The 20,915-nt window shown below is 31.2% G+C and carries 19 protein-coding genes; 5 read left to right on the top strand and 14 right to left on the bottom strand.

What is annotated here, in order from left to right; all coding sequences use genetic code 11:
* Positions 1-263: 263 nt before the first annotated feature.
* The 10 genes from U0D62_RS16790 to U0D62_RS16835 form a co-directional block, all read right to left on the bottom strand.
* On the bottom strand, positions 264-1,238 hold the full coding sequence (locus U0D62_RS16790) for a Kelch repeat-containing protein (protein ID WP_322288482.1): 975 nt from the start codon (positions 1,236-1,238) through the stop codon (positions 264-266).
* A 163-nt stretch (positions 1,239-1,401) separates the two neighbouring features.
* On the bottom strand, positions 1,402-2,334 hold the full coding sequence (locus U0D62_RS16795; protein WP_322288483.1) for an NAD(P)-dependent alcohol dehydrogenase: 933 nt from the start codon (positions 2,332-2,334) through the stop codon (positions 1,402-1,404).
* A 93-nt stretch (positions 2,335-2,427) separates the two neighbouring features.
* Complete coding sequence (locus U0D62_RS16800; protein WP_322288484.1) at positions 2,428-3,021, bottom strand: Crp/Fnr family transcriptional regulator; 594 nt, start codon at positions 3,019-3,021, stop codon at positions 2,428-2,430.
* A 154-nt stretch (positions 3,022-3,175) separates the two neighbouring features.
* Positions 3,176-3,856, bottom strand: a complete 681-nt coding sequence (locus U0D62_RS16805; RefSeq protein ID WP_322288485.1) for a hypothetical protein — start codon at positions 3,854-3,856, stop codon at positions 3,176-3,178.
* Between the two features lie 286 nt (positions 3,857-4,142).
* Positions 4,143-4,670, bottom strand: coding sequence for a hypothetical protein (locus tag U0D62_RS16810; RefSeq protein WP_322288486.1), 528 nt, complete (start codon positions 4,668-4,670; stop codon positions 4,143-4,145).
* Between the two features lies 1 nt (position 4,671).
* Positions 4,672-5,616, bottom strand: a complete 945-nt coding sequence (locus U0D62_RS16815; RefSeq protein WP_322288487.1) for a hypothetical protein — start codon at positions 5,614-5,616, stop codon at positions 4,672-4,674.
* An 84-nt stretch (positions 5,617-5,700) separates the two neighbouring features.
* Positions 5,701-6,618 (bottom strand): DUF4435 domain-containing protein, encoded by a 918-nt coding sequence (locus tag U0D62_RS16820; RefSeq protein ID WP_322288488.1) that lies wholly within the window; start codon positions 6,616-6,618, stop codon positions 5,701-5,703.
* Positions 6,619-6,621: 3 nt separating this feature from the next.
* Positions 6,622-8,007 (bottom strand): AAA family ATPase, encoded by a 1,386-nt coding sequence (locus tag U0D62_RS16825; RefSeq protein WP_322288489.1) that lies wholly within the window; start codon positions 8,005-8,007, stop codon positions 6,622-6,624.
* A 350-nt stretch (positions 8,008-8,357) separates the two neighbouring features.
* The gene (locus U0D62_RS16830; RefSeq protein WP_322288490.1) at positions 8,358-9,098 is read right to left on the bottom strand and encodes a DUF2268 domain-containing putative Zn-dependent protease; all 741 of its coding nucleotides are present in this window, start codon (positions 9,096-9,098) and stop codon (positions 8,358-8,360) included.
* 61 nt (positions 9,099-9,159) lie between these two features.
* On the bottom strand, positions 9,160-10,542 hold the full coding sequence (locus U0D62_RS16835) for a M1 aminopeptidase family protein (RefSeq protein ID WP_322288491.1): 1,383 nt from the start codon (positions 10,540-10,542) through the stop codon (positions 9,160-9,162).
* A 123-nt stretch (positions 10,543-10,665) separates the two neighbouring features.
* On the opposite strand from U0D62_RS16835, the gene U0D62_RS16840 reads away from it, so the two are divergent.
* Complete coding sequence (locus tag U0D62_RS16840; protein ID WP_322288492.1) at positions 10,666-11,343, top strand: class I SAM-dependent methyltransferase; 678 nt, start codon at positions 10,666-10,668, stop codon at positions 11,341-11,343.
* Positions 11,344-11,351: 8 nt separating this feature from the next.
* Here the strand turns inward: U0D62_RS16840 and U0D62_RS16845 are convergent, their stop codons facing one another.
* The 4 genes from U0D62_RS16845 to U0D62_RS16860 all read right to left on the bottom strand — a co-directional run bounded on the left by U0D62_RS16845 (position 11,352) and on the right by U0D62_RS16860 (position 14,916).
* Complete coding sequence (locus U0D62_RS16845) at positions 11,352-11,924, bottom strand: DinB family protein (RefSeq protein WP_322288493.1); 573 nt, start codon at positions 11,922-11,924, stop codon at positions 11,352-11,354.
* A 53-nt stretch (positions 11,925-11,977) separates the two neighbouring features.
* A complete protein-coding gene (locus U0D62_RS16850; protein ID WP_322288494.1) occupies positions 11,978-12,514 on the bottom strand; it encodes a Crp/Fnr family transcriptional regulator in 537 nt (178 codons plus the stop codon).
* 30 nt (positions 12,515-12,544) lie between these two features.
* Entirely contained in the window at positions 12,545-14,038 is a 1,494-nt protein-coding gene (locus tag U0D62_RS16855) for a serine hydrolase (RefSeq protein WP_322288495.1), read from the bottom strand.
* 122 nt (positions 14,039-14,160) lie between these two features.
* Positions 14,161-14,916, bottom strand: a complete 756-nt coding sequence (locus U0D62_RS16860; RefSeq protein ID WP_322288496.1) for an alpha/beta fold hydrolase — start codon at positions 14,914-14,916, stop codon at positions 14,161-14,163.
* Between the two features lie 210 nt (positions 14,917-15,126).
* Between U0D62_RS16860 and U0D62_RS16865 the strand changes: the two genes are divergently transcribed.
* The 4 genes from U0D62_RS16865 (at position 15,127) to U0D62_RS16880 (ending at position 20,877) form a co-directional block, all read left to right on the top strand.
* The gene (locus U0D62_RS16865) at positions 15,127-15,906 is read left to right on the top strand and encodes a sugar-binding protein (RefSeq protein WP_322288497.1); all 780 of its coding nucleotides are present in this window, start codon (positions 15,127-15,129) and stop codon (positions 15,904-15,906) included.
* A 173-nt stretch (positions 15,907-16,079) separates the two neighbouring features.
* Positions 16,080-17,198: an MFS transporter gene (locus tag U0D62_RS16870; protein ID WP_322289101.1), complete on the top strand. Its 1,119-nt coding sequence runs from the start codon at positions 16,080-16,082 to the stop codon at positions 17,196-17,198.
* A gap of 69 nt (positions 17,199-17,267) precedes the next feature.
* Positions 17,268-18,791: a nuclear transport factor 2 family protein gene (locus tag U0D62_RS16875; protein ID WP_322288498.1), complete on the top strand. Its 1,524-nt coding sequence runs from the start codon at positions 17,268-17,270 to the stop codon at positions 18,789-18,791.
* Between the two features lie 268 nt (positions 18,792-19,059).
* Positions 19,060-20,877: a T9SS type A sorting domain-containing protein gene (locus tag U0D62_RS16880; RefSeq protein WP_322288499.1), complete on the top strand. Its 1,818-nt coding sequence runs from the start codon at positions 19,060-19,062 to the stop codon at positions 20,875-20,877.
* Positions 20,878-20,915 lie beyond the last annotated feature (38 nt).

Genomic DNA, 20,915 nt, shown 5'->3' on the forward strand with positions numbered 1-20,915 from the left:
AGTAAACGAAGGTAACAAAAAGGTTTCTTATGACTTTAATTTTCAGTATTAGAAATTTTGATTTATAAATTGAGACCTATTCAATTGGCTTTCTGAAAACAAAAAATAACAGACTATCTTTTCATAAGATACATTTCTCCAGGTAATATTAAGAAAGAGAATAAGGGTAACTTTTTACCTAATAAATAGGTTTTATATTGAAATACAGACAACGTTTTAATGTTTAAATATTTTTCAAATTATGCACGTCTTAAGTTTGATTTTTATTTTTTATTATAAATATCCCAATGATTTGAATAAGGATTAAATTTCCAAAAATCCATTAATGGTTTATTGCTTTTATCCCATCCTCCAAATAAAATCAAGGATTCATCTATTACACTGTACATCAATGCTGGTTTTCCTGCTCTTTTGGATGGGCCTTCATTCGCGATCAAAATCCACTTTTCACCATTCCAACTTAGAGTGTCACCCAAATACTGTTGGTTATATCCTCCAAACAAGATTACTCTTTTGGATGTAACATCATATGCCATAGCATGATGGTCTCTAGCTAATTGATTATTCTTATTACTTATTTCCCAGCCTTTTACTATATGCCATTCCCAAGTATCTCCATAAATAAATTTATCATTTCCATTTTTACTAAAGCCTCCAAAAAGAACTACTTTTTTTCGTTGTTGATCATAAGCCATTGTATGTTGTAATCGCGGAGGTGGTACATCTTTTGACTTTAATTCTATCCATATTTCATTACTAAAAATCCAAGTGTCATTTAGGGATAAACCTTGAGCATTTGAGCCACCAAAAAGAAAGAGATCACCATTATCGCTGTTAAATACCATTCTATGTGACTGTCTGGGGATTGGACCTGATTCGCTCAGTTTTTTCCACTTATTACCATTCCATGACCATAAATCGTTCAGAATATCTCCATTTTCATTTTTGCCACCGAATACTAAAAGGCGATTCTTAAATGAATCGTAAATCATTGAATGTCCGCTTCTAGGTTCAGGAGCTATGTCTGTTTGTATAACCTTCCAGGTTTCTCCGTCAAATACCCAAAAATCGTTTAATCTTTTTTTTTCAATACTGCAATAACCTCCGAAAAGGAACATTTTGCTCTCCTTAGAATGATATGCGGTAACCGGTTGATTTCTTGGACACGGATTGTTTACTATCTGTGAAAAAACCTGACTTGTTGAAAATACTACTACTATAACAATTATTTTCAGCATGATTTTTCATTTAAAGTATTATTCAGAACATTGTGTGTATGCTTAGTTGCGCTATCCAGAACTAAGTTAGCAAAAGAAAATAAACCTGAGGGGAATCTGGCAAACCTTTAACAAACAACTCATAGTCAGATAATTAACCTTTCATATTATTGTGTAGCGTTTTTTATTTCATCTCAATTACAGTATTCCCTTTTTTTCTGCCAGAATCTATATGTTTATGTGCCTCTACAATTTCATCGAATTGATAAATCTTGTCAATAACTGCTTGATACTTTCTATTTTCATATAATTCTCTCAACATTTCAAGTTGCTCTATGGTCTCAGTAGCATATTCCATTCCTCCAACTGTTTTAAAAACTCCGCCATTATTTAGTAAATGCGCACATTGTTTTTTGGAAAACTTTCCTGATGCATCAAAAATAATATCATATGACAACGTACTTTTTGTAAAATCTTCCTGATTGTAAAAAATGAAATGGTTACTATTAAAAGTTTTGATAAACTCTTCGTCGTTTGAATGACAGACTGTAGTTATTACAGATTTGTAGTATTGAGCTATTTGAATCGCTGCTGAACCAACTGAACCAGTGGCTCCAATAATTAAAACTTTACAATTTGGTTTCTCTTGAATTTTAGCTTTTTGTAAAAAGTAAATAGCCGTTTGTCCACCAAATAAAATTGAAGCTGATTGGTTAAATGTTGCGTTTATAGGTTTTTTGGTTACCAGCTTTTTCTCAGAAATGGTTAAATACTCTGCGTGTGTTCCAAACTTGAAACCGGTAACTCCAAAAACTTCGTCATCAATATTGAAGTTTTTCACTTTATTACCAATCTGTTCTACAGTACCTGAAAATACGGTTCCAAGAATTGATTTACGTGGTTTTGTAAACCCAAAGGTAAATTTCATAGCTAATTTTTTTAATCCATTAGTTTTGAGTGCTCTAACACTTACATCTCCTGAATTAATAGTAGTTGCCATCACCTTTACTAATATTTCATCATTTTTAGGGGTTGGTCTCTCAACCTTCTGAATTTGTATAACTTCTGGACCACCATATTTCGTGCAGATAGCAGCTTTCATTGTATCAATTTTCATGGATATCTATTTTTCATAAATGTAATAGATAAGCATCCTCTTAAACGTTGACTATAGTCAAGAAATTAAATATTTAGAATTTCCTTAAACAGACTAATTACATAGTTTACTTTTATCTAAAAGTCGTTTTTTGATTCTACTTAGAGATTCTGGAGTAATTCCTAAATAACTTGCGATTTGACCTTCTGAAACTCTATTTATCAAGTCAACTCTTTCTTTTAAAAAGTTTAGATATCTCTTTTCTGGGGATTGAGTTTTAAATGCAGATATTTTTTTTGTCGCTTTGACCCACTCATCTTCTGCCATTTTCGAAATTATATTCTGTAAAGCAGGATAGTTTTCTAATGATTTGGATTCGCTTTGATGATCTCCAACTATTAAGAAACAGTCTTCTACACATTCAAGATATGTATCAGCACGCAAATTTTTTATAAAATTTTCAGAAGGTATTGCAGGATGAGACTCGGTGTAAAACTCAACAGTTCTCTTGGTTCCATCAATTATTTTATATTCTCTTACCAAACCTTTGAGAACAAAAAAACAATTCACAGAAATTTTACCTTCTTCTTGAAGAATTTGTCTTTTAATAATTTTTTGGACGTTAAGTTCTGAGCCCAGTTGTTGTTTTTCCTTCTCAGAAAGTTCTGAGAATTGTTCTAAAAACGTTTTAATAATCTCTTTAATCATGTTTTGGATTCTAATGATATACAACGTGTTTGTGTATGGCTAGTTGCGTTGGTTAGCAACTAAATTAGCGAATACAAACCGAATAGAAAATCCGCGAGAATTCTCAGAAGCAAGTGAGAACAAGCAATTACTTATAGCCATTGTTGTACGTAGTTTATTCAGTTAATTTGGTCAAATCAACGTTTGTAATTTCCTCAAAGATTTGAGCTGCTAATTCAGTATCAATTTTTCCCATTCCGAAGCTTACAATTTTTCCGATAAGAATCATTTTTAAATCTTTCTTACTGATTTTTTTGCTTTTCCCTTTGAGCTCTTCGATTTCCTCAAATATTATTTCTTGTCCGAATCCAAGTTTATCCAACCTTTCTAAAACAGAGTCAATTCTCTGATGTAATTGGGTAAGTTCTTTTAAAGAATATTCCACATCATTTTCAGTCAATTCACTTTCTGGAACTTGGTAATCTTGAAAAATGTTCTGTTGTCTTTGAATTTCGTGATTTATGTTTCTGATATTACTTAATTCAGACCTGTTAATTCTCTCTTTTTCTTTCAAGAAATTTAATTCTTGATTTTGCCTTTTCTTTGTTTCGATATCAAGTGCTTTAGTTAAATAATCTTGATTTCTAGAAAGCTCTTTTCGCTTATCAGCTAACTTTTTTTCAAAATCAGCAACTTTAGTACTTACTCGAATTAATTCTTTTGATTTTGAGTCAATTTGTCTTTGATAACCTTGAGCAGTTGAAAGACTTTTAGTGGATAACATTTTTTTAGTCAAGTCATTAATCTTAGAATTCAAATCCACTTCTTTTTTTCTTTCCGCAGCTTGTTTTTTCATCAAATCCGCTATTTGAGAATTAAGTTGACTTACTTTATTTCTATAACTACTTACTGACATTCTAAATACTTGTTTTCAAATTACGTACAAAGGTCTTGTGTATGAAACGTGGCGTGCAAAATGGCACTAAATTTTCGAATTAACACAGAGCCCAATTTTTATATTTTGATTTAATTTTTCTATTCTTAAAGCCAAATTAAAAATTTGGCGGTCTTTATAAATAAACACAAACCTTTCGGTTAAGTACTTATTAGCTATGTTTTATACACCGTGTTGCGCACAGTACTTATTTTTCTCCGTTTTTCTTTAATAAAATGTATACTCTATTCAAAATCATTATAAGTGTCAATAAAAAGAGAGACATCAAAAAATAGTTTATTCCAATTATTGACTTTTTAATTATCCAATCATATTGAAATTCAGGAATGTCAATAGTTGTAAGCAAAAGAGTTATTACTATAAAAATTGAAAGAACTATGCAAAATGAAATATTACTGTGTATCTCTTTTACAAACTTTTTCTTTAGGTCACTGTTTTCATTATTAGCATCTTTCTCAATATTGTCTAATTGACTATAGATTATCGCTAAAAGGTTGAATAGAAAACCTCCAAAAATTGAAATAGCAGCAATTAAACTCCCTAGTTGGTCTTTAAAAGTATAACCTTTATAAGTTAATAAAATGGAAAGTGTCAAGGGTAAACCGATGAATAACAATAAATCTTTTCCATTAACCCAATTTGATTTTTGATTTAAGCTTTTTAGTGTCTTAAAATGGTCTGTAATTATCGATATAATATTTATACGCTCTAACATATTAAAGTCTTAAGTCAATTATATCGGTTATTAATTCTTCACTTTGTTGTATCAGTGATTCAATTAATGGTTCTCCTTGTTCAGAGAATTCAATTTGTGATGTTACATCTACATCTGGTTGAATTCGATTTCTATGCATAACATAAAAAGTCTTTCTTTTACCATTTAATTCCAATTCAAATTCCACTTCATCAAAGTCTTCATCAATTCCGTCAATTTCAATTCTTTCTCTGTCAGGATTAGTGAATAAATTGTCTACAAAGTTTTTGAAGTTTTGAGGTAAACTTCCAGTTGATGATAGCATTGATGTTTTTAATGTTCCTGGAATTTGTTCAGGTGTTCCATTATTTCTGTAGTATTCTTCAATTGAGCTAGGAATTCTTCTTTTTATAAAATCTACCTTTTTAAGGTTTCCATCAGTTATCATTCTTCTATAGACTCTTCCGTGAACTACATTATTTACCAATACGGTATAATTTTGATAGCCTTGTTCTCTAATGTATTGGTTAATAGTTTTTTTGAAAACTGTTTTGATACCAAATTTAGCTTTTCGTTGAAGTATTAATACTCCATTATCTCTTTGCGTAGGCATTTTTATGTAAAAGAAAATATTTCTAAATGCAGCGTGATTCCTTTGGACATCTAATACTTCTTCTCGTGTTTCCACATCTCTTATTTGGTATTGTTCACCACTTACTCCAGTCGAAAAGTGTCCGTAAATCCTCCTGTTTTCAATATCTACCGTAGGTGGTGCTTCTAAAGTTAAATGTAATGCCGTTGTTTGTCTTGTATCAGCTGTTGCTAATATGTTCTCAAAAATAGAATTTAAATAGTTTTCAAAAACGCGAAAAAAATCGTCAGTACCGTTGAAATGACTTAAAACTTGGTCATTTTTTTGTCTATCTTGAATTTTTATCAGATATGTGGAAAGTAAAATTTTATCCATTTATTTTGTTTTCTCGCCTTATGCACAACGTCTCTTGTATGGTGCGTTTGCTTCCCGAAGGGAGCATATGCATTATACAAATTGTTAGGCGCTTTTCTTTAGGTTATTATCTAAGAATTCTTTCAGCTCTTTTGGGATTCTCAATCTCGGTGCTAATACTTGGACAGCTGTAGCAGCGGATAAATTTACATTCAGTTTAAATTTTGGTTCTCCTTTTTTTCTGTCACAGTTTAGGATATCTGGTAAACTGTTTAAGAACTTCAAGAAGAACCACATTTCAAATTTTCCGCGTACATAGTATTTGGAATTGTCTATTTCTGATAAAGTTCTACTATGTGTAAGAACGTCCTTCCATGGTGCTCCATTTGGTGTGTCCATTGATTTTTCTAAGAATTCCTTTATGCTTCTTTTGCGCTTTACCTTCTCTTTAAATTCAAAAACTTGGGACAGATCGATTTGATTAAGGTTCGCATTCAATTTATTCTCTCGGAAATAAAGTATAAGCGCTATTACTGGCATTATTTCCTTATGGAAGTTTGTCAATTGTATAATAAATTCTCGAGTTATTTGATTAATTACTTTATCGTCATCTATTGACAATAACTCTCTTAAACATCTTGCAAACATTGATTTGTTTACTAGATAGTTTTCAATAGAATAATATTTGGTTTCAAAAATATTTGTGTCAGTTGGATATGTTTCATTTAGGATATCTCTAAAGTCTTTATCCACTAGAAAGAGTACCCTATTTTTTTTGTATTGAGACCAATCGACTTGCGAATAATTATGATAAACACTTTTTTTGTTTTGAGCTCGGTAGTAAAATATTCTTTGTTTTTTACCCTTATATCGTTCAATGTAATTTGAATAAAATGAAGGGTCGTCTTTTCCTTCATAAAAGACATGAATTCCGTTATTGCCAAAATTATATTGTTGAAGGAATTTCGCATAAACAGAGGTGCTTGATTTAGCCGCATTTTTTAAGTAATCCAAGAATTCCATATACTACCTTTCTATAAATGAGTTCAACGCCTTGGCATATGGTTCTAATTCATTTTCGAAAATGAAAGGAGAGTGAGTTACTGCAATTAGTCCATCACAATACTCATTGTTGGTAATGTCTAGCAAAAAACGTTGTTGCCATGGAACAGATAGTGAAAGTTCAGGTTCATCAATTATTACAAAGAATTTTTTACGTCTGGATAGATATATGTGACTGAATAAGGATACAATTTGCTTTTCACCTGAACTTAAATCTTTGAATAAAATTTCATCTTTTTTCCTTACACGTCCTTTTATCAAAGGGTGAATTGAAATTTTGAAGTTTATGTTATCATAGATGAACTTTTTGTTACCAGAAAATTCGTTACAAATAGAAACAAAACGCTTTATATCTTCTTCTTCCCTCATTAGCTCATTGTAGATATCGGAAAGACGGTAAATAAAATATGCGATTATTTTATTCTCCTCTTTATCAATTGAACCTTTTTGGTTTACATCATTAACGAAATCTATAAGTTTATTTTTTTCTTGTTTTGATAATACACTTTCATCAATTCTATCAAGGATTGACGAAAGGGCTTCTTCCTTGAAAGTTTCGATTTGTTTAAATGAAATGTCTTGATAAACACGGTTAATAACATCTTTTAAATATCCACCCGTAAGGTTGGTCTTTAATTTGTTATTCAAATCTTCTCGTAACTCATATAATCGGTGTTTAATCTTGTCTTCGACATCTTCCATGCCGAACTCTACTAACTCCACATAACTTCCTTCAGTTGGTTCGCGATGTCTCTTTCTTTTTCTATATTTATCAATATCAGATTCTAAATCAGGGAAAATATTTTTTAAATCTTGTTCAATTCTCCTGTATGTTGGTAAGTAAAGTATTTGTGAGTCAATAAGGTTTGAAAGAGCTTTCCCTCGTTTGGGAAGGACTTCATCAAAAAGAGATAAGTTTTCTTGGGTTAAAACATTCGATATTTCAAAGAGTAAATGAGAAGGTATTCCAAATCTATCAGCAGTGTATTCGTATTTATAGGGATGTTTTATTATTTCGAATGGGTCTATATTAAGTAGTAGGTCTGCTAATTTCTCTTTTACGCTCTTAGGATATCTTTTGAAATATTTTTGAATTTTGGGTGAGTTTAATATATCCATTTCATCTCTGGAGATCTTAAAGGCTTTACCACCAACCGTAACTGAAAGACTTTTGAAATTATAGCGTAATAGTTTATTCCATTGTCTTGTGAGTAAATAATAGATAATATTTACGATTGTCGTTTTTCCTGAACCATTTTCTGCTACAAGAATTAATTTGTTGTCCTCGACTGGGATATGATAGTCATGTTCTCCAAATAAGCCTTCTATGTTAATTTTCTCTATATTCATTTTGTTTTCTTAATTGCGCCTAACAATTGAATATACCAATATGGTATATCTACATTTTATCTAACTATTTATAAACGTATAATACACCTATAATCTACGGTTATTTTGTAATTAATCGATTCTAAAGAAAAGGAAAATTCCCCGAAAAAACAAAACGAAAAATATAAATAAGGCAAGTGTTTTTAAAAAACTACTACATAAAACCCAGGCTCTTTTGAGTATAATCCTACAGATAAACTATCGTTTGTAGAGTTTTATTTAGAATGAAATCGAAAAGTAAAAAGGATCATAGATCTGATATCACTACGCAGTAATCAAGCAAACAAAAAAATCTTAAAAACGAATCGGCATCAGTAGCCTGCTAGTTTTATTATTTCTTTTGGGGTAAGATTACTTAACTCTAAAATATTTTTTCCAGAATTCGTCATTGCTTTCCTTATTAAAAAATTTCCGGTTCGATACCCTATATACGTTCTCCCATCCGGATGTTCTCCCATTACCCAATCTGCATAACTTGCATCTATAGGAAGTAACAAAATTTCTTTTACCCATGTATCGGTAACATCGGTATACGCATTTCCTTCATGTACGTTTCCTGTATATATTTCTGTAAAAGCAACCGCTAAACCTTCATTAACCATCGCATTAGGGATTCCTGGGCTAAACGTATTATCTTTTATCGCCCATCCTCTGGACAAATGATGAAACTCGTGAAAGATGGTAGATTTTATACCTAAACGCACCGAATCAATGATTCCGTTCTGATACTTATTTGAGATTTGAATGAAAACCACCGGTGGAGCATTGGTTTCTGTTCTTCCGGTTACTCCTCCAACAGCATCAAGATCCCAATCTACATTCTCCACAATAACTTTTATGCCATCCGGAAGTTTTGGTAATAGTTTTCGAACCTCCTTTCCTGAATTGGTTATCACTTTATGGATAAAATCTTTCTGAGGTTCTGTAAATTTAGCAGACGCTTCTTGAAAAACGATATTCACTTTGGTTGATTCGTCATTCTTAGAATCAGAATTGCAAGAAATAACACATAATACTGGAAGAATTAAAATCAGGTTTCTAAGTAAATTCATTGTATTCGTTGTATTAAATATTAAAATGGAACAATAGGGTAAAACACAATTCATTCTTGTTTTAGTTATATCTATTTTTGATTTCTTGAATGATGTTTTGTTTGAAGTTTTCGTTTGTCATAAACTTCTTTTCAAACTCCTCGAAGTCTTCTTTTTTAATTCCGCTTTTTATTGCGGATTTTTTAAAATACTGAAGTGTCAGCGTTTCACTTTTAGCAAATTCTAATAAAGATTTAATGACAAGGTTCATTTTAGCTCTTCCAAAGGTATCTTCAAAACATTTAAGCATTAGCGGAGCCATGATATATCTATATTTTTCTCCAATCTCATTTGTATCTTTTATGTTATGTAATGGAATAAAAACATCGTCCTCTTTTAAATATTTTGCTCTCTTAATCAAAACCTCTTTCAGGAATTCTATTCCAATTAAATCTTCTGCAATATTGTATGATAAATACTCAGCAAATGATTCTAGCCAAAACCATTTTAACTTTCCTGACAATACATTATTACCAAAATAATTATGTCCAAATTCGTGACCGAAATATCTAAGATAATCGTTAGAGAATTTACCATTCTCATCTGTCAATTCATTAAAATCCAACCCTGTAAATGCAAAAGAAGGATATGTATTAAATCCCCAACTACTTCCTTTTTTTCTTTGATTGATTGCCTTGTGGTTAATTAAATAAATATGGTCTGTAAACTCAAGATCTAGATTTCTGGAGAGATTACTTTTTATGATCTCTATATTTTTAAAGATGTCTTTTGCATTTTCTTTGGTTACAGCGGTATTTAAGATATAGTCTCCATCATTTTCTATAAAATCATAGGTACCGGCAAATAGCAATAATGGATACGCTTTTTTTGAAACAAAACGGGCCGTATTTTTCTTTTGCGGAGCGGTTCCATTTAAAAAGATAGTATCACCACCCACAATACTGATTGTTAAATCATAGGTATAACTATTCATTAGTTTATCATGTACACTATCATAAATTACAGGATACCATTTTGTTTGTTCGGTTGCTCTAACGGTCTGGTTATTAAAAGCAATGATGCCTTTGTAATCAAAATTATTATAATCATTAGCATACACCGGAAAAGCACCTAAATATGTAACGTTGAGTTCTTTTAATGCTGTTGTAGAATCTACTTTAAGGACATATTCTATGGCTTCTCCTTTCATTTCGCCATCATAATGTCCATTGTAATTAATTAGTTCATTTTTTTTGTCCTTAAAGTATTTGACATTCATCCCTTTGTTTAACAGGATACGATACTCTTTTAATTCTGGAATATTAGATAAGTTTACATCGCATGTAAATAATCCAGAATTCAGATCAATTTCAATACTACCTTTAATATGTACTTGTGCAGAAATGGTATTAGCTAATAGACTAACACCAATAAATACTAAAACTATATAAATTCTTTTCTTCATTGATCAATGTTTTTTTAATAGAGACCTGTGATTTTGATATTGGTTACATTAAAAATTGTAAATCATATACGTTTGTTTTAATATTATATCCTTTTATAACCTATACCGATCCATAGTATATTCATGAAAAAGAAAAAAAATGAAACTAAAAAAATAAAGAAGCCCTGGCCAACCAAGGATGCTATGGAACAAGTTTATAAAATGAAACTTTGGGGTGATAATGAATCTGATTATTATTCTGGTACAGGATCACATCATCCTGATATTGTAAATCCATATATAAATGTTATAACATCATTTTTGACATCTTTTAAAAACCCCCTGCTAGTATGTGACTTGGGTTGTGGGGATTTTAATGTAGGAAAAGAATTGGTAAAGTATTCTAAGAAGTATATCGCTGTTGATATAGTAACGGATCTTATAGAACGTAATAAAAAAAAGTTCAAGGAAGAAAATTTAGAATTTCATTGTTTGGATATCGCAGTAGATGATATACCTTCTGGAGACTGTGTGTTATTAAGGCAAGTATTACAACATTTATCGAATGCAGAGGTACAAAGTATCCTCAATAAACTAACCGATTTTAAATATGTTATTTTAACAGAGCATATACCCGATGAAGAGTTTATACCTAATAAAGACATTATATCTGGGCAAGGGATTAGACTAAAAAAACAAAGTGGTTTAAACGTATTAGCGTCTCCTTTTAATCTTAAAGTAAAAGAAGAGAAACAGCTATTATCTATTAAATCAAATGACTTTAAAGGAGTTATTGTAACTACATTATATAAAATCTTTTAACGCTTTCTTTATTTCTTTTTATATGTATTGTTATCAACGATACTCAATGCTTTTTCTGCCTGTTTGATATGTCTAAAGTTATGATATATCAAAACTCTAAATGTATCTCCTAATCTAAGCTTAATCAGTTTTGATATAGAAATTGCGGTTTTAGTCTTATCAAGGTCTACATGCTGGGATTTGTTCAACAATTCAATTATCTGATGTTGCTGATCTATAAATTTCTCAAGTGTTTGAATATCCAATTCTGAATTTATCGGGTTCATAGATGTAAAGGTTTTCATTTTATTCAATTTCTCACTGTATGAAACTGATTTACTAAAATATCTTCCTAGCCAATTACTTTTAAAAACGTTTGAGCTTTTATAATTAGAAGTTTTTATTTTATCAGATATTTCTGGGATATAAAAATCTCCATACCTATTTAAATGTTCAATACATTCTAATGCGCTCCAACTTTTAAGGTTTTCTTTCCCGTTTAAAATATCAATAGGTTGATTTTTTAAATTTTCTACAAAATTTATATTCTCGCGTGTAATCTCTAATAACTCTTGTAATAATTGTTCGGATGCTAATTCCATATATTTTTTATTACAAATTTGAGCATCCTGATTATTAAAAAACTTGATTGAGATTAAGATTTTTTAATTCTTGAAAGTGTTTCTGGAGTCATCCTTAAATAGGATGCGATATATTTATTAGGTATTTCTTGAAAAAGTTGAGGGCTTCTTTTTAAAACTCTATTATATCTCTCAATAGGAGAAGATGTTAGAATGTCTCTTTCTCTTTCCATTTGTTGCAAGACAAAATCTTTGAGAATATTAAGCCATATTTCTTTATTCTGAGGTGATGATTCTATAAAAGACATATAACTTTTTTTATTGATAACCTTTACCACCGTTTTTTTTAATGCCTGAATATAGAAATCTGACGGCTTTTCGTTTAAAAATGAATCTAAAGAGGCTATCAGATTGTTTTTATATCCAAACCTAATTGTATGCTCTTCGTATTCATCTACTACAAATATTCTCAAGCTTCCACTTTTTACCAGGTAAATATTGGTATCAATACTTCCTTTTACTTTTAAATACTCATTGCGTTTTAACTCTATTTCTTTATCCCAAAGATTCTCATTATTAATTCTGTTAATTAGATCTGAAATAGGGTTCATATTAGTTTTTGATTGACCGTTTTGTTGTACTTATTTATTTTTTATCAGTTCGTTTAATTTTTTTCTCGAAAACTCTTGATCAGGCTTGACTTTTAATGCTTTTTTATACCAATGTATTGCCTTTTCTTTTTCATCCATAGCACGATACGCATCTCCTACACTATCTATCCAACCAGCATAATTGGGTTCTAATTCTAAATTAAATTGAAATACTTCTAAAGCTTTTTTATTGTATCCTCGATCTAATAACCAATATCCTAATTCATCAATACACCAACTATCTAAGATATATTTTTCTGGGGTTTTTGTCTGCTTCTCAAAATATACTTGCTTACATTTTTCTATTCCTTCATTAAGGATATAATCTTTTAATACAAAGTGAATTGGTGTTTTCCAGGGTTTGTTTTCTTCTAAAAGAATATTTCTTAGCAGATGATTTGCCGCATTTTCACTCCATAAAAAATCATTATTCGCCATAAGTACAATTGCCGATTTTTTTTCAGGAATAAATCCAAAGAAAGTTCTATACCCTTCATCTCCTCCACTATGTCTAAACATCTTAAAACCTTCTAAATGACCGGTAAACCAACTTAGACATACACTATCCTTTTTACCCACTTTGACTTGACCTGTTGTTAGTAATTTGTATGAATCTTTATTATAAATTGTTTTTCCGTTTATCGTTCCTTTATTAAGATTTAACTGAGCCCATAATAACATATCATCTACGTTGGAATGTAATGTAGAGCTTGGTGCATGGATTCTGTTATATGGATAAAAATCTCCTGTTATTATTTTCAATTGATCTCCTAATACATGAGGTTTTGTTGCTAATTCTTCAGGAACATCAGGCTTATAAAAAGTACTATTTATCATACCGATTGGTTCGAATATGTTTTTTTGCATATAATCCTCGAACGTCATCCCAGAAACCTTGGCTATCACATCTGCAAGTATATTAAAAGAGGCATTGCTATAATTATACTTTTCTCCAGGAGTAAAATCTAATTCTTTTACATCAAAACTTTTTACATATCGTTCTGCAGCCCCCTCATCATATTGCGGATTATCCCATTCATAATCCTGAACATCAGGAATCCCAGATGAATGATTTAGTATTTGGCGTATCGTAATTTCTTTATACCTATCATCTTTCATTTTGAAGTATGGTAGATAATCCGTTAGCTTTTTATCTAATTCAATTTTGTTTTGTTCTACTAATTGTATGATGGCTGTAGCAACAAAAGGCTTTGAAACCGAAGCCATATGAAAAATTGATTTCTGCGTCAATGCATCCTTAGATTCCAAATCTTTTACTCCTACCCCATTAGCATAAAAAATTTCTCCTTCTTTTATTACACCTACTGCCATCCCAGGGACGTTAAATGATGTTTTTTGATCCAAAATAAGTGTTTCTAAAGCTGATATTTTAGGATTCTCAACTTTATTAGGTTCTTGTTCTCGATTAACTTTTTTGCAGTTTAAAAAAAGTAACGGTATTAGTAGAAAAATTGAGTTTTTCATTGTAAGTTGATTTTCAATGTTCAATTCATAGACAACTCATATCAATTTTTGTTACAGTTCTAATAATCAGGTATAAGTATCAATAAAATGCATTTAATACTTTTCATACAGCATTTACATCACTATTTCTTATTCAGAAAGCTTTTTGATTTTATAATAAATTCTTCTTTTGTTTCTCCTTCGTGTGCTCCATGAGAAACATTAGGTAATATCCACAGATCCGAATTAGGTAAGTTTTCCTTCACTCGAACTACTTCTTTTAGATCCATACCTTCATCATCATCGCCAATCATGATTAACACCTCGGGTTGTATGCTTTGTAATTCGTTGTCACTGAGTGCTACAGTATAATTCTTAAACTGTTCCATCACTCCTTTAATGTGTTCATCACTATCATGAGAAGTCTTAAGCCAGGGAAAATTATCTCGATTCTCAAATGTAAAGGCTTTCAAGTATTCAGGAAAATCCTTGATTGTCCACGTTCCTACCGCTCCGATTGTGATCATACATTCAATTATACTTGGATTGATTAAAGCAAGTTGGTACAGCACATCTCCGCCAAAACTGAAACCAATGGCTTTGATCTTTTCTAATTTCAAATATTGAATTAAAGAGTTAAGATCATTAGCTACTGATTTTATAGAAAGATCTTCCTTAAAAGCATCAGATTTTCCATGCCCGGTTAAATCTATTAAATATACTTCGTACTCTTTCTCATAATCTTTAATATATGGTTTCCAGGATATAGAAGATTGTGTATATCCGTGTAAAAGAAATAAAGGTTTTCCTTCACCATACATTTCGTAATAAATATTTTTTCCATTTATTGAAACATATTCAGATTTTTTTGGTGTTTGAGAAGAAGTATTAATTGACATTAAAATTAAAATTATGTGAAGCTATATTTTCATTATTATCTTCTAATCGTTGGTTAAGATTAAATCTTAAAGAAACATAAATTCTCCTGAAAACACAAAATCAATTTATAATAAACACCTCAACTACTTTACAAAATCTTAACTTTAGGATATTCAGTACAGATAAGCCTATCTTTTTAATATATTTCGGCTTTATAATAAAACTTTAAAATGCAAAAACTATCCTTCCTGCTACTATTCATTCTTATTGTAAGTTGTAAAAATGAGATCAAAACTAATCGTGTTGATGAAATTGCCGTTGTTGAAAAAACCTCTCAAAAGAAAGATCATCAGGTTAGAGAAATAAAAAAAGCCGTTATTGTTCCTAATGTTGATGGAAATATGGATGATCCTATCTGGAATGAGACTACCTGGTATTCAATTGATCAAAGGTGGTTGGGAGATCCTTATTCTTTTGAAGATTTTTTTGGAAGGTATAAAATGGCCTGGACTCCAGAAGCACTATATTTATTAGTAGAAATCAAAGACCAAACTTTATATGATCAATACAATGATCCGTTAACATTATGGTGGGATGATGATTGTGTCGAAATATTTATAGATGCCGATAATTCTGGTGGTGGGCATCAATACTCAAATAACGCGTTTGCTTATCATGTAGCTTTAGATGGAAATGTTATTGACCTTGATAAAAACCAAAAACCTGTACTTTATAATAATCACGTAAAAACCAGAAGAACAACTAAAGATGATGTTTCTGTATGGGAATTTGAAATCGTTGTGTATGATGATACGTATGAAGAAGGAAAAGCTAACGATGCAGTTATTCTTCAAAAAGATCAAAAACTAGGATTTGCTGTTGCATATAATGATAATGATAGTAGCAAAGAAAGAGAAAACTTTATAGGTTCTGTGTTTATTCCTGGAGAAGAAAAAAACCTGGGATGGATTAATGCAGATGTTTTTGGAACTATTATCCTTAGAGAGTAATAGTTCATAACACCAAGCAATTAGATCAACAATCTAAGTTTTACCTTTGATGATTTCATGTTAATTTTGGGGTTCTTTGAAAGAAAAGGTAATCGCATTTAAAATAATGCGTATATTTCCGTAAACCTTTTTCATCCCTGAAGCCAAAATTTTACATACTTCCCATAATCATTATTTCGCAATTCTTTTGTACCTCATTGTGGTTTGCAGGAAATGCAGTCATTGATGATCTTGCTTCGCAGATTACTGTAGGATTTAATATTTTGGGATATCTATTATCTTTTGTTCAGTTTGGTTTTATAGTTGGCACCTTAACTTTTGCTTTATTTACGCTTTCTGATCGATTTTCTCCTTCAAGAATTTTTATGATTTGTGCGATTTTGGGAGGCTTGAGTAATTTGGCTTTATTAATACCTGATATTACTGTCTTTAATTTATTAAATGCAAGATTTAGCACTGGTTTTTTTCTGGCAGGAATATATCCTGTTGGGATGAAAATTGCCTCTGATTATTATAAAGACGGACTAGGCAAAGCTCTTGGTTTTCTTGTAGGAGCATTGGTTTTAGGAACAGCGTTTCCGCACTTTATCAATGAGTTTTCCTGGAGTAGTGATTACCGTGCTGTGATTATCAGTACTTCTGTATTAGCAACTATCGGTGGAATAAGCATGTGGTTATTAGTTCCTGATGGACCTTATAGAAAAAGTGTATCCAAATTACAACTAGGTGTAATCACACAATTATTTAGTATTCCTAATTTTAGGAAAGCTGCCTTTGGTTATTTTGGTCATATGTGGGAACTATATGCTTTCTGGGGATTTGTACCGGTTATTCTTAAAACATATGCAGATATGCAATCTATTGAGATTCAAATTTCATTCTGGTCATTTGTCATTATAGGTATTGGAACCATATCCTGTATATTAGGTGGTTTGATTTCTCTAAAAACCGGAAGCAGAAAGGTAGCCTATAATTCATTGCTTATTTCGGGGATATTCTGTCTCGCTTCTCCTGCTTTTTTTGAACTCCCTCCTCAACTATTTATAACAGCTCTTTGTATTTGGGGATTATTAGTGATTTCTGATTCTCCGCAATTCTCAACTATGGTTGCTGCTGCTGCTCCCGCAGAGCTTAGAGGTACTGCACTTACTATCGTAAACTGTATTGGTTTTGCGATCACTATAATCAGCATACAACTACTATCTTTTTTAACGAGTAGAATTGATCCTACGCTACTCTATCTTTTCCTAAGCATTGGGCCAATTCTGGGATTATATTCTCTTAGAAAGTAACAGGCACTAGTCTTAACAAATCCTTAAGAAAAAGTAATCCTTTTCCGCGTATTTTAGAAAACAAAAACAATGAGGAATATAATCTTCGGACTCACATTACTGATAAGCTCATTCATTTTTTCACAATCCAATACAGAGGTATATTTATTTGATCTATCTGTCAAAGGAGAGTCGATTACACTTAATAACCAAAGAAATATATCAAATAACGATGGGTATGATAATCAGCCTTCATTTTATAATGACAATATAGTTCTCTTTTCTTCTACAAGAAATAAACAAACGGATATCGCCAAGTATAATATAAGAGATGCTAAGATTGATTGGATTTCTAATACTGCAATTGGTAGTGAATACTCTCCTACTAAAATACCAAATCAAAAAGCAGTATCAGCCATAAGACTTGATACCACAGGAAAACAATTATTATATACTTATGATTTTAAAACTGGAGAATCAAAACCTCTAATAACTGATCTTAAAATAGGGTATCACACCTGGTTTAATAAAAATACGCTGATCTCTTCTGTATTAACCGGCGATGGATTATCGTTAGTTGTTTCTAATATCCAGGAAAAAACTAACAAAACCATTCAAGAAAAGATAGGAAGATCTCTACACAAGATTCCTAATTCTCAATTAATTAGTTTTATCAGTAAAGAAAATAAGCAATGGGAGATTAAATCAGTTGACCCTATAACTGGTGATACTAAAAAAATTATAAATACTGTTCCTGATGCTGAAGACATGTGTTGGTTAATCAATGGCACTATTCTTATGGGTAAGGACAATGTAATCTATAAGTTCAATCCTAAGACAGATGATAATTGGAGTGTTTTCCATACATTTTCTGATAAAGAAATCAACAATATTACTAGAATTGCAACTAATGAAATAGGTACATTACTCGCTTTAGTATCTGACGTTTCTCCAGAACATATTGTACAAAAACAAGTAGAAGCTTATAACTCAAGAGATATTGATGCTTTTCTGGAAACTTATCATAATGATGCCATTATTTATAATTTTCCAAAAGAGGTAAAGTATAATGGTAAAGAAGCGATGAGGCCTTACTATGCAAAAAAGTTCAAGGAAGAACCTAATTTGCATTGTGAAATTAAAAATAGAATCGTATTTAAAAATAAAGTTATAGATGAAGAGTTCGTTACCTATGCTGATCGTACAGCACATGTAATTTCTATCTATGAAATACAAAATGGTAAAATAGCTACTGTAACTTTTATACGACCTGACCTTACTAGTTCTGAAAAACCAGTAGAAATTGTAGATAAGCAACTACAAGCATATAATTCAAGAGATATTGATGCCTTTGCAGCTACATATACCGATGATGTTAAGTTATACGGCTATCCGGAGCAGTTTATGTATGAAGGCGTAGCAACCTTAAAAACTGGATATGTCGGTTTTTTCAAAAATACCCCCAATCTCAATTGTAAAATTGAAAATAGAATTGTATTAGGTAATATCGTAATCGATAAAGAAAACGTTACTGTTAATAAGGGTAGTATTAATGCTATCGCTATATATGAAGTAAACAATGAAAAAATCTCAAAAGTTACTTTTATACAATGATCCAAAACCCTTTTTTATAAAGACACATTAAAAAAATATTCATAGCTCTGATAGTACATGCTTTTAAGTAATAAGGTAGTAGATCGAGAACACGTAAGATTTGGTGATAAATGTTCAGATCTAAATGTTATTTATGAAGTTACAAACTAAAAGATTTCCAAAGTCACATTTTTAAGAGATATCAAGGAGTAAAAACTGATTCTTTTGCTGAACATATTGTTTTGTATTCTTTTTGCGTTATACCTATACCACGTATTTCCAAATGATTATGAAAAAAATGTTCCTGCTCCTATTTAGTATTTTCTCATGCAACCTATCGGCTCAAAATACTTTTTATGTTTCTGACACCAACGGAAATAATTCATTCGCAGGATCACAAACAAATCCTTGGAAAACTATACAATATGGAGTAAATCAATTGTCGGCTGGAGATATTTTAATAGTAGAAGGAGGTATTTATCCTGAAATAGTAACGTTTAGCGGCTCTTCAAACTCAGGTTCTCCCGATAACCCTATTACCATTAAAAGCAATAGAAATGTAATAATAGATGGAAGTTCTTTAACTCCTAACGGAAGAAAAGGGCTCATCACCATTTCTGGAGCAAGTAATTTGATCATAGATGGTTTTGAGTTGCAAAATTATCAAACACCAAATCCAGTAGCTGATGACAATAACACTCCGATAGGGATTCTGGTAGAAGGCACCTGTAAAAACCTAACCATCAAAAACAATAAAATTCATGATATAAAAAACTTCTCTTCCTGTACCCAAAACAGTGGGTGTGGTCCAGGAGCAAATGGCATTGCTGTTTACGGAGATACTATTGGAGGAATACAAAACATAGAACTCCTCAATAATGAAGTATACCAATGTGTAACTTCTTCTAGTGAATCTTTTACCCTAAACGGAAATATAAATGGATTTAAAGTGATCGACAACTATGTACATGATAATAATAATATTGGATTTGATTTTATCGGTTTTGAAGATGATGTATGCTCAGCATGTGGTGATGATAATCAAGCCAGAAATGGATTGGTAAAAGGAAACCGTGCTATTGGCAATACAATTTTTGGGAATAATTCATTAGGTATCCCGGCAAATCCCTGGTATCAATCTGAAATTAATGCCAATGAAGGAAATGCAGGTGGTTTTTATGTAGATGGAGGTCGTAATATTATTTTTGACGGTAACCTATCATCAGAAAATGATTTGGGCTTTGAGTTTGGTAGTGAAAACCAGTTTAGAGAAACCTCTGATATTCTTATGATCAATAATTATGTTTACAATAACAAAGAAAATGGGGTGATTGTTGGGGGATATTCACAAACAGAAGATGATCCTGATGGAGGTGGCGGTGATGCCTTACGGATATACATTTATAATAACTCTTTTTACAAAAATAAAGGTTGGGGAAGCGAAATTGTATTCCAAAACCGAGTAAAAGAAAGTCGAGTAGCGAATAACATTTTTTTTGGAGAAAACACCACCTCAGATTGTTATGAGAATTTTAATCCTGGATCTAATAGTAATAATTTTTGGGGCACCAATCTTTGGTGGGGAACCTCAGTTTCAGGATCTGTACCCGGAACCTCGATTATGCAAAATCCTAATTTTGTCTCTCCGGATACAGGTGATTTAGATATTCAAGCATCTTCTACAGATGCAATTGATACTGGTATTATTCAAAGTGATATTACTACCTGGACCGATCCCTTCTGGGATACTAATTTTCCACCTGACGGAGTAATTTCAGCACATGGCACTACCGATTACAGAAACAATAATCGTTTTATAAACGGTCTTGATATAGGAGCTTTTGAGCTTGACAATACTTTAGGAATTCAGGATAAACCAGAAGAACCTTCCTTAATGACTTATCCTAATCCTGTTCAAAATATTATATATTTCTCCATTACCGGAAAAAATTATAACTACGCTATTTATGATATGAGTGGTAAAAAGTTATCTCAAGGAAAAGCTGCTGATAAAATCTCAGTTTCAAATTTAACTCCTGGTATTTATATCTTATCACTCGAAGACGATACCTCTAAATGGTCTTATAAATTTGTTAAGGTACAGTAAGTAGTGAGTGGTTTTAATTAAATTAGGCGATTAAAATC

Source organism: Aquimarina callyspongiae, from assembly GCF_034322225.1.
Lineage (GTDB): Bacteria > Bacteroidota > Bacteroidia > Flavobacteriales > Flavobacteriaceae > Aquimarina.